Source organism: Exiguobacterium sp. 8A, from assembly GCF_902506275.1.
Taxonomy (GTDB): Bacteria; Bacillota; Bacilli; order Exiguobacteriales; family Exiguobacteriaceae; genus Exiguobacterium; species Exiguobacterium profundum.
Window position 1 is genome coordinate 2,483,923 of sequence record NZ_LR733630.1, and the last position, 13,963, is coordinate 2,497,885.

The following is a 13,963-nucleotide window of genomic DNA, read 5'->3' on the forward strand; positions in this document are numbered from 1 at the left end:
TGTCCATTCCTCTCTGTAAATACAAGATGTAATAAATTATAATACAATTCATTACAAGAATAGATATTTTAATCTAAAAGTATATCTTTAATGAACTGTCGATTAAACCGTAGATGAATACTTTCATGAAGACTTTAGCTCCTTATTAAGGAGTGAGTCTAGTGACGTAGACATAACCTTTTTACTCCTTGCCGATATCTTTGCCAACAAGCAAAATAGTAGGAGAAGTAAGCGGTTCCAACTTATGATTAGATAAAGATAAGCGACGAAAGAAGGGCTGACATGAACGTATACATTGCTTGCCATAGCGGGTTTGTGACAAGTGCGATGGCGGCGAAGTTATTCGCGCAGGCAAGCGAGGGGCGCTTGTCTTGTACGATCACGCACGGAACGATTCAAAACATCCCGAATGAGGTGGATTTGATTCTCTATCAGGAAGGGGCGACCCCGGTCACCCATCCAACCGCACGTGTCCGGTCAGTCCGACAACTCCTGTCGCTCGAGGAATACCGACTACTTGTCGAAGAATGGATGGATGAGCATGAGACATGAGTGGACCGCGCGAGAGCGGTCGATTTTACTACACTTATTGGCAACTGAGACATCGACACCGCTCGCCGAAATCGCGCAGGCGGTGAATTTGTCTGAGCGCACGATTCAACGAGAACGACAATTACTTGAAGGCATCTTAAAAGAGTTCGAACTTGAACTCGCTTGGCAACGCGGTCATGGACTGAGCCTGGTTGGCAAACCAGCTGCGAAACAACAGTTACGAGAAGATCTCATCTTATCTGCAGAAGCGATCCCCACGAGCGAGGACCGCTTATTTGAACTGGCGTGGCGTCTCTTGTTTGAGAACGATACACTCAAATTGCAGGCGGTCGCTAAACAGATGCACGTTTCGCCGAGCACGTTGACGCAAGACTTAGAGAAATTGGACAGATGGTTCGAAGAGTATCATTTAGAAGTTGAACGGAAAAAAGGTGTTGGGGCTAGAGTGCTCGGTTATGAGTCCGAGAAGCGTAAGCTACTCATCAACGCTCTGCTTGCCCACTGGGACACGCTCGCATTTTATCGCTTCGTCCGTGGAGAAGACGACTACATTCCTGCTTTTTTGAAGACGGTACCATGCGAGGAGATGCTTGAAGGTCTTCGAGACGGTTATGATTATTTGAAATCCCGTTCGTTTGAGCGGATGGACGACCGCACCATCATGCGAGTCACGTTCGCTTACGGCGTGCAACAAGAGCGGTTAGCGTCTGGATTCTTTTTAGAGATGTATACGAAAGGACGGTCCGAGGACTATCTGAAAGTCGCCACCGATATGGAAGCGGCTCTCGGTATCACTTACTCGATGGCGGAACGCGTCTGGTTCGCGGAAGAGGCGAATCGTCTGCGCTCAATTAAAGATCAAATGAAAGAAGACGAGGAAGAACGCTGGATCATGCAGATTCGGGTGCATAAACTGATTCATCACGTCTCGCTCATCTACGGGTTCACCTTTACGGATGACGCGGCTCTCGAACGAGGACTGCTTGCTCACATCCTCTCGAGTATGAATACGCAGGCGCTACCAGAGACGAGTACGGTCAAGCCCCACATCGACCGCGACTATCCGGGACTTCGTTCGGCGATTCAACAGGCCGCCGACATCGTCTTTGGGACGAATACGTTCTCCGAAGAAGAAACGGTTTTTTGGGCGATGCACTTTGCGGCAGCACTCGTCAAACCGGTGCGCCGCCGCGAATATCGGGCGCTCGTCATCTGTTCGGCCGGACTCGGTTCGTCGAAGATGCTCGTCAATCGGGTACGCCAAGAGTTCCCAGAGATGCAAGACGTCGTCAACTCATCACTTTTCGGACTCGAACAGCACCGATTGGAAGAATATGATGTCATCTTGTCGACGGTACCGTTGCCACCGCTATCGGTACCAACGTTAATCGTCAACCCGCTTTTGACGAGTGAAGAAGTGCAACGCGTCCGCCATCTCTTACTGTCATTACCGCAATCCTTTCAGACACTCGCAACGAAGCCGCGGTCAACGATGCTTGATTTCGCAGAACTCGGGGAATTGGTCGAGACGTTCGAGCGGATGGATGACCAGTTTGATTTGGTCACGCTCAATAATACGGACCGTTTAGAAGATATCTTGCTTGATATCGGTACACATTTAGAAGAACGTGATCTCGTACAAAGCGGGATTCAGCTCTCTGCCCAACTGCTTCGTCGTCACGAGGTCGCGGGCCTTGGTGTGCCGGGTACGAAACTGGCGTTATTCCACGGACGACATGCCTCGATTGAGAAGGCGAGTGTGTTTGCGTTTGATTTAACGACGTCGATTCCGCTCCTTATGATGGATCAGTCGACCGAACCCGTGACACGTCTCCTTGTCTTGCTTGCACCGGAAGAAGCACGTGACGTCGAGCTTCAGTTCCTAAGTGCGATCAGCGGGTCGCTCATTGAGAGTGAGGAGCATATGCGTCTTTATAGCACGGGAACGAAAGAAGATCTTCGTTTACTCCTGCACGAATGCATGAAGAAAATGATTCATGAAACATTGTACGAAAAATGACCGAACCATGGTCATTTTTTTGTTTGGCACAAAATGTTGCCAAAGTGTGAACTGGATTGAATTGAGTAAGCGCTTACTCCAGGCATACAATACAGGTGTAGAGCACAAACCGGTTAGCTACACTACACATTCAACCTTTCACATTTAAACGACTGGAGGTTTTATACATGGCGAATACGCAAGCAAGCTCGGGCGGGGTCCGAGTCAAAGTACAACGGTTCGGTAGTTTCCTCAGTGGGATGGTCATGCCGAACATCGGCGCCTTCATTGCCTGGGGGATTATCACAGCACTCTTCATTCCAACAGGATGGTGGCCAAACGAAAAATTAGCAGAACTCGTTGGTCCAACCATCACGTATCTCTTACCATTACTCATCGGTTTCACTGGTGGTAAATTACTTCATGACGTACGAGGCGGTGTCGTCGGGGCACTCGCCACGATGGGGGTCATCGTTGGTACCGACATTCCGATGTTCCTCGGTGCGATGATCATGGGTCCACTCGGTGGTTATGTCATCCGCCAAGTCGACCGTGCCCTTGAAGGCAAAGTTAAAGCAGGATTTGAAATGCTCGTCAACAACTTCTCAGTTGGAATCATTGGTGGTCTTCTCATGCTTGGAGGATTTGAAATCTTCGGTCCGATCATGAGTGCCCTCGATAAAGTCATGGCGGCAGGTGTTGACTGGATCGTCGGCGCGAAATTGCTTCCGATTGCGAGCCTGTTCATCGAACCAGCAAAAGTTCTCTTCTTGAACAACGCCATCAACCACGGGATCTTGAGTCCGCTTGGTGTCGATCAAGTCGCCGACGCTGGAAAATCAGTTCTCTTCTTACTTGAAGCAAACCCAGGACCAGGTCTTGGATTACTTCTCGCCTATATGTTCTTCGCCAAAGGTGCAGCGAAACGTACGGCACCGGGTGCAGCCATCATTCACTTCCTTGGTGGGATTCACGAGATTTACTTCCCATACGTGTTGATGAAGCCGGTCTTGATCCTTGCGATGATCGCAGGGGGCGCAACAGGAATCTTCACGTTCGTACTCTTTGATGTCGGTCTCGTCGCACCTGCTTCACCAGGTAGTATCTTTGCCATTCTTGCGATGGCGTCACGCGGTTCATATCTCGGACTCGTGGCAGGGATTCTCTTGTCAGCAGCGGTCACGTTCGCTGTGGCGAGTGTCATCTTGAAATCGAGCGCAGCAGAGGAAGTATCACTCGAAGAAGCGACACAAAACGTGAGTGCGATGAAAGGCAAACAGTCTTACGCATCGGCTCTCGTGACAGATCGTCTTGATAAAGTCGACCACATCATCTTCGCTTGTGACGCTGGAATGGGATCGAGTGCCATGGGAGCATCGGTTCTCCGGAACAAGGTCAACAAAGCGAACTTGCCAATCAAAGTGACGAATACGTCCATCAGCAACTTGCCGAAAGACGCCCAGTTCGTCATCACACACGAAGATTTGACGGAGCGTGCGGAAGCGCAAGCACCGGATGCGATTCATCGTTCGGTCACGAACTTCTTGAACGCCGATTACTACGACCAATTGGTAGAAGAAATTAAAGCGGAACGCAGCAAAATTTCTTGAACTCAGAACAGATAGAGATACGGTTTAGCCATTAGGAGGAAATCAAAATGCCATTCATTCAAACAGAGATGATTCGACTTAACCAAACATTCGCAACGACAGAGGAAGCGATCACAGCAGCCGGAGCCGTCCTACAAGACGCCGGCTGTGTGACGCCGGAGTATGTAGAAGCGATGCATGAACGTCAAGCGATCGCCAACGTCTATATCGGAAATCACGTCGCCATTCCACACGGTACAGAAGCAGCGAAATCAGCGGTTCAGAAGACGGGGATCTCGTTCCTGCAAGTACCAGACGGTGTCGACTTTGGAGGTCAAACGGCCAAACTCGTCATCGGAATTGCAGGCGTGAATGATGAACATTTAGAGCTCCTTTCGCAAATCGCGATTCTCTGCTCGGACGAAAGCAATGTGGAGCGTCTTGTTCAGGCGAAAACGAAAGAAGAAATCTTGGCGCTCTTTATGGAAGAGGTGGCGTAAATGAAAGCTGTTCATTTTGGGGCAGGGAACATCGGACGAGGATTTATCGGATTATTGCTCAATCAAAGCGGTTACGAGGTGACGTTTGTCGACATCAATGACACGGTCATCGAAGCGCTTGAGGTAAAACGTCATTATGAGGTCGGGTTCGCAGAAGACGGCGTCGATCGTATCGTCGTCGACCGTGTTCGCGGTGTCAATAGTTTGAAAGAACCGGCTCGTGTCGTGGACTTAATCGCAGAAGCAGATTTCGTGACGACGGCTGTCGGACCGTCACTTCTCTCAAAAGTGGCACCGTTGATCAGCGAAGGACTTCGTGCTCGTGAAGTCGAGGATGCACCGGTCTATGTCATCGCATGTGAGAACATGATTGGTGGGAGTGCAATTCTTCGTCAAGAAGTAGAGGCGTGTGGCGGTGTCGGGGAGGCGAATGTCTTCTTCCCGAACGCGGCTGTCGACCGCATCGTCCCGCTACAACAACATGAGGATCCACTTTACGTGGAAGTCGAGACGTTCCATGAATGGGTCATCGAGACACAAGGGCTCAACGAACAACCACCGATTCAAGGCGTGACGTGGGTCGAGGAGATCGGACCGTATATCGAACGGAAATTATTCACGGTCAATACGGGACACGCCATCGCCTCTTATATCGGCTCGTTGTTCGGGAAGGCAACGATTGACGAGGCGTTGAAGGATCGTCGCGTGCGTCAAGTCGTCCAAGGCGCATTGTATGAGACAGGTTGGTTATTGCTTGAGAAATACGGATTCGAGGCGAAAGAGCATAGCCAATACATTCAAAAAATCATCAAGCGCTTTGAAAACCCGAAACTGAAGGATGAAGTGTCGCGCGTGGCGCGTTCGCCGATTCGTAAACTTGGACCGAGCGACCGTCTCGTCAAACCGGCACGCGAATTGATGGATAACGGCATCGAGCCAAACGAACTCGCTTACGGGATTGCAGCAGCCCTTCATTACTACAACCCGGAGGATTCGGAATCATCGGAGCTGAACTTGTCAATCGAAGAACACGGCATCTCGTCAACGATTGAAAAATACCTTCATCTTCATGAAGGGGACACGTTGACTCAGTTGATTCTCGATCAATATCATTTGATTCGTGAAGAAGAAAAAGAACGCGTGTCGTAACTAAAAATCGCTCCTGTCTATTTGACAGGAGCGATTTTTAGTGTTTCCCGAACTCGAGATAGGTGGTCGTCTCTTTGACATGAAACGGAACGTCTGTCTCAGACAACGGAAGACTGAAGTAGTAGCCCTGTACGTAGTCACACGATTCCTTGAGTAGCCATTCGAGTTGAGCGGATGTTTCCACACCCTCCATGAGAACTTTCATACCCAGGTTGTGACCGAGTTGAATCATCGAGCGGACGATGGCCTCTTGATTGCGGTCGGTGAACAGGTTTTCGATAAACGTTCGATCGATTTTCAGCACTTGCACAGGAAGTTCCCGAAGTTGGCTGAAAGAAGAATAGCCGGTCCCAAAATCATCGAGAGAAATGAGGATCCCGAGCTGATGCAACTGCGTCAGTTTTTCACGAGTCGAGGCCTCATATGAAAGCATCGAGGACTCGGTCACTTCCAATTCGAGATACATCGGGTCCATCCCCGTCTCCAAAAGAATGGATTGTAGCGTATCAACAAAGTCTTCGCGCGCAAATTGGAGGGGGGAGACGTTAAGGGATAATGTAAAGGGACGTATCCCAGTCCGTTGCCAACGTACCCAAGTGCGACAGCCTTCCCGAATGACCCAATGACCAATCGAATGAATTAACCCCGTGTTTTCTGCAATCGGGATGAAGTCAGATGGCGCAACCTTTCCGATTTGTGGATGTTGCCAGCGAAGTAACGCTTCCACGCCTTCTAATCGATTCCGCTTCAAATCGATTTTCGGTTGATAGACAAGTGTCAGTTCGTTTTTACTTAGTGCGGTGACGAGTGCTTTTTCTATCTCGATATTGCGCAAGAGTTGAGGTCGTGATGATTCTTCGAATAATTTGATATTATTCTCTCCATCCTGTCTGGATTCATCAGCGGCAAGACGAGAAAATTGAATAAGTTCTTCGGAAGAAGCACTATCCTTAGGGAAATGACTGATTCCCGCACTCATCGTCAATTCAAGAGTCGTGCCATCCACGTCGAAGCTGGATGAAAGCGCCTTAATACATTTTTCAGCCTTTTGATGAGCGAGCGAACTTCGTTGCGCAAATAGTAAGATGACAAACTCGGATGGTCCGATTCGTGTCAACACATCGTCTGGGTGAATCGTATGTTTGAGGCGGTCAGCGACTTGAATGATCAACTCATCTGCTCCGTGATGCCCGAGAATGTCACTTAGGAAACGCCAGCGGTTTACGTCGATATATAAACAGGCGACCGAACGTTCTTGTGAGATACATTCCTTCAAGAGGGCATCCAGTTTATGCCGATTTGGTAAATCCGTCAATGCATCGTGAAAAGCCATATGTTCAATCAGACGCTGAGAGGCGACTGCTTCGGTCACATCTCGGATAAACCAGAGTACTTGATTGTTCGAACCATCTTGAAGTGGGTAAGACGTCACTTCTAACGTACGATGATTCGTGTCAATTTGTACCGGCTGATAGAACGGCTGTTGAGCCGACAGCAAAGGATGATAATCTTGAAAAAATGGTTCTGTTACATGCCCCTCGAATAAGTGAGCGAACGCTTGATTTTGATATTGGATTTCACCATCGCTTGTCGTTGTCACTACGGCATCCGTTGTCGATTCTAAAATCGTCGTTTGGAAGAGGTCACGTTTTTGGATTTGTCGTTCTAACGTATACGCAATAAAGTACATCCCGAATAAGAGAAATACGATGCTTGTGACTAACCATGCGAGTAGGGTCGGATCAATCGGAACCTGCCTGACGGGTGAAGCATCGGGGATAATGGTCGTTGCCCGCATTCCAGCAAGGTGCATACTGAAAATAGCTGTCCCCATCAGAAGGGAGAACATCAGTTTCACGGAAAAAGCGGAATGCTGCATAGAGTAGGATGAAAAGAAACCTACCCATAAGGCGAGAAAGGAAGCGCCCCAAGCGATACCAATCGAAATCAATACCCATAAGGGATCAAAGTCTAATTGAACACTTTGTATAGCGGTCATCCCGATATAATGCATGCTGACAATTCCGAATCCCATCAAACCGGAAGATTGCAGTAAGGTCATCCATGTCGTCTTTCGGGAAATCAAACCGAACGACAGGATGCACCCGGCAATCGCCGGAATCATCGATCCGATAATGAGCCAGATGGAGTACGTGCTTTCGTGTAAAGAAGCATGACCGAGCATGGCCACAAAATGCATGGACCAGATGCCGAGACCTAGGGTGGTACCACCAAATAAAATCCAAGTACGATGAGACGTTGTCACACCTCCTGTGACCCGCTTCGCTAATTCGAGTGCCATCAAGGCTGAAACGCTAGCAATGAGGAAAGCGAGCATCATCAAAAATCCATTATGACTCGTTGTGTGCGTGCTAATCTGTTCCATAGTGTCGATACCTCATAGGGTTTTTAATTTATGATTCACTTTATTATATGCCGAACAATTGTAATTACATATAAAAAGATTCAAATGCTATTCTTCCAATCAAATAAGGGGTACTACATTGCTGAAGGGGTGCTGACTATGTATAAAAATAAATACATTCACTTGTTCTTATTGGTCTCATTCGGCTACTCATGGCTTATATGGGGAAGTTTGTACTGGTGGACCGATTTACCGATTATGGCAATCGTTATTTCGGGAGCGTTTGGACCCAGCATTGCAGGGTTCGTCACGATGTATCGACTTCGCGGTGGGGAAGGGGTGACACATCTTTTTCGGAAAAGCGTTCAGTTCCAGATGAGTTGGAAGACGTATGTGACTCCACTTTTGTTGGTGCCGTTATTATTTCTCGTGGCGTATTGGTGGACGGATAGAAACGATGCCTTACTCGTTCGCGAACCGTGGTGGATCGTCCCATACTTTCTCTATATACTATTTCTCGGTGGGGCGGTGCAGGAAGAGTATGGATGGCGCGGCTATTTGCTCGACGCCTTGCAATCAAGACTCCCGCCGCTTCTAGCCAGCTTGTCACTCGGAGTGATCTGGATGCTATGGCATATTCCGCTCTTCCTCATGGTTGGAACAGTTCAAGCGAATCTATCGTTTTGGGCATATGGATTAGCCGTGATGGCTTATACGATTCTCATCACTTGGGTATACAACGGTTCGTCGCGTAATTTATGGTCGGCCTTTCTCATGCATACGATGTTTAATGTCATGCTCGTGATGGTCGGGTTCGAAGCGGAAAGTGGTTATCCAATCGGGTTTATTCATTTGACAATCACGTTATGGACCGCTGCGATTTTAGTCATTTGGAAAACGTACGGTAAATTGAGTTATGAGCCACTCGAGGAAATGATTCCTTCATACCCGAGTGTTACGCAACGGATGCGTGAGGGTAAAGAGTAGGACAAAAAAGAAAAGGAAGTGGACGTCTTGAATTTTCGCGCACTCGAACAATCAGACGTGAGATCCTTGCAGCGCTTGTTTATGGAGAGTCTGAGTGACTTGATTCGACGAGAGCGTTTTGAAGATGCCGATTTGCTCGATGAAGAAGTGGCACGTCTGAACACGACGATTCAAGATCATTTCGATGATGACACCGTTCAACTGTACATTGTGGAAGAAGACGGAATCATTGTGGGAGCAGGGGCGTTACTACCTCCGAATGATATCATCTCAGGAAACATACAAATTGAGCGTGGTGCGATCGAGTTAGGGAGTGTCTATGTGTCACCTCGTATGCAGCGGCGAGGTGTCGGACAATACTTGTTAGAAGAAATGATGCGTGAAATTTCGGATCGAGGGAAAGACGTCTTTTATTTAGATGCCGGATTCCCGAGCGCTCAAGCCTATTGGCAAAAACGATTGGGTGAGCCATCTCATATCCTCGAACATTATTGGGGTCCCGGGGCATCACATATGATTTGGCGGGTCAATATCAAACAAGGAACTTAGCTGAGTGCTAAGTTCCTTGTTTTTAGTAATAAGATCGCATGAATTGATGAATGCCGGATGCCGTTGCTTCAGCCATTCGTTGACGATATGTCGTACTCGTTAAATGTGAGCGGTCGCTTGAATTACTGATGAATCCGTATTCGACAAGGGTAGAAGGTGACACGTTACGTCCGACTACGTATACATTTTGATACTTGACCCCACGGTTTTGAATCGTGGAAATCCGTGAAGCGATTTCTTTATTGATACTTGAACCGAGACTACGGCTGGCGGAAACGTAAGGGTTTGTCGTATAGCTATCTGACGTCGGGACGAGTACCTCATGTCCATGAGCCGTGTTATAAACAGAAGAGTTCGCGTGAAGACTGACGAACACATCCCCTTTATAAGACTTGTTGAGTGACACACGTTGGTCAAGGGAGAGGTACGTATCGTTTGAGCGAGTCAATTTAACGTTGTAGTCATATGTGCTCGATAAGACGCCAGCAAGGCGTTTCGCGATATCAAGTGCAATTACTTTCTCGTAAACCGATCCGTAGACAGCGCCAGGATCGTTTCCGCCATGCCCTGCGTCGATGACGACCGTTTTACCAGTTCCGTCTGTATCGGTTGGTGTCGTGACAGTCGTAGGCTTCAAGTACTCGGATGCTACATAACCGGTTTTCCCATTGTATGTGACTTTATACCACGAGTCGTAACGACTGACATACTTGACGACCGACCCGGCCGGAATGACGGTTAAGACATTGCTCCAAGAGGCCGCGCTAAGGCGCATGTTCAAGTTCACGGTCGTTTCATAATAAGCAGACGGGGTTATAGGAGCTGTCGTTGCCGTTAAATAGTCAGAAGAAACGTAACCGGTTTTTCCATTATAGGTAACCTTATACCATGATCCGTAGCGACTCACATATTTGACCGTCGCACCCGACGGAATCGTCGTGACGACAGAACTCCATGAAGCGGCGCTGAGACGCAGGTTTAAATTGGCAGTTGTCTTATAATAGTCCGAAGGTGGGACGGGAGCACTCGTAGCTGTTAAATAAGCAGAAGCGACGTAGCCCGTCTTTCCATTGAACGTCACTTTGTACCATGACCCATAGCGACTGACATACTTGACGGTCGCATCGGCAGGGATCACGGTGACGACATCACTCCATGAAGCGGCAGTAAGACGCATATTTAATCGGTCTGTTGTCTTATAGTAAGCAGAAGTGTTCGAGACCGTAACGTATTGAGAAGAGACATATCCTGTTTTGCCTCCATAACTGACTTTGTACCACGAACCGTATGTACTGATATACGTGACGCTTGAGCCAGATGGAATGGTCAACAGGACAGGGCTCCAAGTGGCTGCACTTAAGCGAAGATTTAAGTTGGCGGTAGTGGTATAGGTCGAGGCGGCTTCAACAACAGTCGATTGAATACCAGATGAATCCAGTTGGAACGGGACGATTGCTGCCCCGGATATTGCAAGTGAAGAGCTGAGTAACAGCTTTAAACTCCATGATGATTTTGTTTCATTCAATGTTCAAACTCCTTTATTCATTAAACTAGTGACAAGGGCGGCGTATGAGAGTGCATCTAGGTTGTCCCTGTTTATTATATAAGTAAAAAGGAAAAAATGGAGGGGAATATATAATTCATTTACCTTTTTTCTTAAAATAAAAAAGACGCACAAGGCGTCTGGAGTAAATCAGATTAAACGATGCGAGGCATATCATCAACAAGTAGTTTAACTGGTTCATCTACTTTAACAATGCGAGGCATGTCGTCAACGAATAGTTTAGCAGGCTTGTCTACTTTAACAATGCGAGGCATATCATCAACAAAGAGTTTGATTGGTTCGTTCACTTTAACGATACGAGGCATATCATCAACGTGTAATTTGACGGGCTCATTTACTTTAACAATGCGAGGCATATCATCTACTAGAGGTCTAACAGAACTTCCTAAAAGTAAAACTGCTGTAGCGATAAATAGTATTCCTGTTACTTTTTTCATTAATAAAACCTCCATCAAATTATTATTTTATGCTTCTAAAGCAGAAAAACCTAAATTATCATAGATCATTCGTCAGCTTTCAAAGAATCGAACAATCGGTATAGTGTCTCAGATTGCTGATATATACGTGTCTCCAAATCTCCTGAGTAAGCATCTGGAGTGTCGGCAGGAAAGATCACTACTTTTTCAGATTCACTTTTTACAGCAGTTGCTAGAATAGAAACATTTACTTGTTGACTCAATAACGTACTGCAAAGAGAATGTGATATCTTATCAGTTTCATTGAGTAAATTTGGTCTCCAGCAAACTGATGTTTCGGGCAAAATATACAAAATATGTCCTTCTTCAAGTAGGGTCATGCATTGATTAGTAACAAAGTCTGAATCCTGCTCAACGTTAATATATTCATAATCAAGTAACTGTTTTTCATAAATTGTTTTTGTACTTCGTTTTAAAATCGAGAGGGAAAGTTCAGGTCCTAGAATATAAAGTTTTTTGAAAGAGTGAATGTGATTCAATGAACGAGCTATCAGTCGAGGTAATGATTGATAGTAATCGATTTGAAAAGCGTTTACAATGAAACCTCTAGGAGAACTTAACAATTGGGTCAGGTGTTCTAACCCTGAAAAATTATTATGATCTTCAGAAGTGTACATTGTATCCATGGTTGGAACTTGCTTTGACTTAAAATAAATTTTAGGCTTAATGTAGTCTTCGGCAAGTAAGAAACTTAGTTTTCCCATTTGTCATTTTCACCCCCGGATAAATAATTGAAATGTGTTATTTAGTAAAAATTAACTAGGAAATTTGTAGAAACTGTTTTTACTAGTTCAATATTATCATGTCATCTTTTATAAAGGGGGATGTTTTGGTTGGGAAAATCATTCCTAGAAATGCTCTTTTAAGATGCTTTTTTGTGGCGAATTTCCTGTATGCGTGACAAAAAGACTAATATTTTTTAAAAAAACCAACCATTTTAGTTCGAAGGGGCTACTTTTTGATATGGAATATAACTTTGGGAATTTAATAAAAGTAGAACGTATGCGGAAAAATATGAAGCAGTCAGTGCTTGCTAGAGGAATCTGCTCAATCTCATACTTAAGTAAAATTGAAAATAATCAAACTACTCCTAGTGACGAAGTCTTAGAACTGATTTTTGAAAGGTTAGAATTAGAGGTTCCACTTTATTATGACTTCAGTGAAAAAGTAGATCAAACTAAAAAAGAAATTCGAGATATATTGAAAGAAGCATTATTGTCACGCCAAGAAGATAAGTATTTTAAGAGGATTGAAAAATTTAAAACAAATCCTGTTGTCTTACAATCGAAGGAATTGTACATTACTTTATTAATCACGCTAGCGCGATTTGGTCTCACACCTGGTGGTAATGTTCAATATTTAATTGAAGTAGGTTGGATTAAAGATCAACTAAACAAAGACAATCGTTTGCGATACGATTTATTGCAGTGCCTCTACATGTTTCTCTATCAGTCGGCTGATCGAGAAACTACTGTGAGTTTGTTAGAGAATGTTGGTAAAGAGCTTGCGGATTCAAGTATTCCTGATTGGGAAAAAGCAGATATGCGATATGTGATGGGCGCCCTTTATCACCGATTTACAGATTATTCTCAAGCTATTGATTACGTGAAGTTGGCACTCGAGTATTTTCAAGAGAATTTTTGCTTGGAACGAATTATCGAGTCGCACATGATTATTGGTTTGTCATTTAAACGTCGGAAACGATACACAATTGCTTTAGAACATTATGAAAAAGCAGCGAAAGTGGCAGATAAGGCAAAATTGAACGATTATTATGGAATGCTTTATAACAATATGGGAGATATATATTTTTTAATTGGGGATCAAGAGAAAGCACAAAAATATTTTCTTGATAGTTTTAAGGTTAAAGAAGGAGCAAAAAGTAAACTATATAGTGTAATGTCTTTGCTTGAAGTCAATGCCGCTAAAAATAATATTGAAGGCATTATGGAATGGTTGGCAATAGGCTATGAGTTAAAAGGGGATCAAGATGATTTAGTAGAGTTTAACTATCACTTTGATATTTACGTAAGTAAGTATAAAAAAATTGATCAAAATGAGTTAATCCAAAGTCTAAAAAGGGCTGTTAATTATTTTGAAGCATATGATGAATACTACACTCATAAGTATGCATTGTGGTTGTCTAGAGAATTAAGAAGCACAGGAAAGTACAAACTTGCTACAGAATACTATGAAAAAACAATCTCAATGATGTCACGTTGGGAGTAAACAA

The 13,963-nt window shown here is 45.3% G+C and carries 12 protein-coding genes; 8 read left to right on the forward strand and 4 right to left on the reverse strand.

Annotation, left to right across the window (positions count from 1 at the left end; genetic code table 11):
- The first annotated feature begins 282 nt into the window (after positions 1 to 282).
- The 5 genes from GVY42_RS13070 (at position 283) to GVY42_RS13090 (ending at position 5,789) form a co-directional block, all read left to right on the forward strand.
- A complete protein-coding gene (locus GVY42_RS13070; protein WP_074034712.1) occupies positions 283 to 552 on the forward strand; it encodes a hypothetical protein in 270 nt (89 codons plus the stop codon).
- Positions 542 to 2,572, forward strand: coding sequence for a PTS sugar transporter subunit IIA (locus tag GVY42_RS13075; RefSeq protein ID WP_159563467.1), 2,031 nt, complete (start codon positions 542 to 544; stop codon positions 2,570 to 2,572). Before GVY42_RS13070 ends, GVY42_RS13075 begins: the two co-directional genes overlap by 11 nt.
- 167 nt (positions 2,573 to 2,739) lie before the next feature.
- Positions 2,740 to 4,161 carry a PTS mannitol transporter subunit IICB gene (locus tag GVY42_RS13080; RefSeq protein WP_159563468.1) on the forward strand — a complete coding sequence of 474 codons (1,422 nt, stop codon included), beginning with the start codon at positions 2,740 to 2,742 and terminating at the stop codon, positions 4,159 to 4,161.
- 47 nt (positions 4,162 to 4,208) lie between these two features.
- On the forward strand, positions 4,209 to 4,640 hold the full coding sequence (locus GVY42_RS13085; RefSeq protein ID WP_026824364.1) for a PTS sugar transporter subunit IIA: 432 nt from the start codon (positions 4,209 to 4,211) through the stop codon (positions 4,638 to 4,640).
- Positions 4,641 to 5,789, forward strand: coding sequence for a mannitol-1-phosphate 5-dehydrogenase (locus tag GVY42_RS13090; protein WP_159563469.1), 1,149 nt, complete (start codon positions 4,641 to 4,643; stop codon positions 5,787 to 5,789). It begins immediately after the preceding gene.
- Positions 5,790 to 5,826: 37 nt separating this feature from the next.
- On the opposite strand, the gene GVY42_RS13095 is transcribed toward GVY42_RS13090, so the two are convergent.
- Positions 5,827 to 8,175, reverse strand: a complete 2,349-nt coding sequence (locus GVY42_RS13095; protein WP_159563470.1) for an EAL domain-containing protein — start codon at positions 8,173 to 8,175, stop codon at positions 5,827 to 5,829.
- A 138-nt stretch (positions 8,176 to 8,313) separates the two neighbouring features.
- On the opposite strand from GVY42_RS13095, the gene GVY42_RS13100 reads away from it, so the two are divergent.
- Together GVY42_RS13100 and GVY42_RS13105 are read left to right on the forward strand one after the other, a co-directional pair.
- The gene (locus tag GVY42_RS13100) at positions 8,314 to 9,141 is read left to right on the forward strand and encodes a CPBP family intramembrane glutamic endopeptidase (RefSeq protein WP_236548964.1); all 828 of its coding nucleotides are present in this window, start codon (positions 8,314 to 8,316) and stop codon (positions 9,139 to 9,141) included.
- Positions 9,142 to 9,159: 18 nt separating this feature from the next.
- Positions 9,160 to 9,690, forward strand: coding sequence for a GNAT family N-acetyltransferase (locus GVY42_RS13105; RefSeq protein ID WP_236548965.1), 531 nt, complete (start codon positions 9,160 to 9,162; stop codon positions 9,688 to 9,690).
- 22 nt (positions 9,691 to 9,712) lie between these two features.
- On the opposite strand, the gene GVY42_RS13110 is transcribed toward GVY42_RS13105, so the two are convergent.
- From GVY42_RS13110 to GVY42_RS13120, 3 genes are all read right to left on the reverse strand, one after another.
- Positions 9,713 to 11,215, reverse strand: coding sequence for an SH3 domain-containing protein (locus GVY42_RS13110; protein WP_159563471.1), 1,503 nt, complete (start codon positions 11,213 to 11,215; stop codon positions 9,713 to 9,715).
- A gap of 173 nt (positions 11,216 to 11,388) precedes the next feature.
- A complete protein-coding gene (locus GVY42_RS13115; protein ID WP_074034700.1) occupies positions 11,389 to 11,691 on the reverse strand; it encodes a hypothetical protein in 303 nt (100 codons plus the stop codon).
- A gap of 65 nt (positions 11,692 to 11,756) precedes the next feature.
- A complete protein-coding gene (locus GVY42_RS13120; RefSeq protein WP_074034698.1) occupies positions 11,757 to 12,434 on the reverse strand; it encodes a hypothetical protein in 678 nt (225 codons plus the stop codon).
- A 259-nt stretch (positions 12,435 to 12,693) separates the two neighbouring features.
- Here GVY42_RS13120 and GVY42_RS13125 point away from each other — a divergent pair, with 259 nt between their 5' ends.
- Positions 12,694 to 13,959, forward strand: a complete 1,266-nt coding sequence (locus tag GVY42_RS13125) for a helix-turn-helix transcriptional regulator (RefSeq protein ID WP_159563472.1) — start codon at positions 12,694 to 12,696, stop codon at positions 13,957 to 13,959.
- Positions 13,960 to 13,963 lie beyond the last annotated feature (4 nt).

Excerpts from the sequence above, each read along its gene's own strand:
- GVY42_RS13070 (WP_074034712.1), top strand. The coding sequence starts at position 283 with ATGAACGTATACATTGCTTGCCATAGCGGGTTTGTGACAAGTGCGATG.
- GVY42_RS13075 (WP_159563467.1), top strand. The coding sequence starts at position 542 with ATGAGACATGAGTGGACCGCGCGAGAGCGGTCGATTTTACTACACTTA.
- GVY42_RS13080 (WP_159563468.1), top strand. The coding sequence starts at position 2,740 with ATGGCGAATACGCAAGCAAGCTCGGGCGGGGTCCGAGTCAAAGTACAA.
- GVY42_RS13085 (WP_026824364.1), top strand. The coding sequence starts at position 4,209 with ATGCCATTCATTCAAACAGAGATGATTCGACTTAACCAAACATTCGCA.
- GVY42_RS13090 (WP_159563469.1), top strand. The coding sequence starts at position 4,641 with ATGAAAGCTGTTCATTTTGGGGCAGGGAACATCGGACGAGGATTTATC.
- GVY42_RS13095 (WP_159563470.1), bottom strand. The coding sequence starts at position 8,175 with ATGGAACAGATTAGCACGCACACAACGAGTCATAATGGATTTTTGATG.
- GVY42_RS13100 (WP_236548964.1), top strand. The coding sequence starts at position 8,314 with ATGTATAAAAATAAATACATTCACTTGTTCTTATTGGTCTCATTCGGC.
- GVY42_RS13115 (WP_074034700.1), bottom strand. The coding sequence starts at position 11,691 with ATGAAAAAAGTAACAGGAATACTATTTATCGCTACAGCAGTTTTACTT.
- GVY42_RS13120 (WP_074034698.1), bottom strand. The coding sequence starts at position 12,434 with ATGGGAAAACTAAGTTTCTTACTTGCCGAAGACTACATTAAGCCTAAA.
- GVY42_RS13125 (WP_159563472.1), top strand. The coding sequence starts at position 12,694 with ATGGAATATAACTTTGGGAATTTAATAAAAGTAGAACGTATGCGGAAA.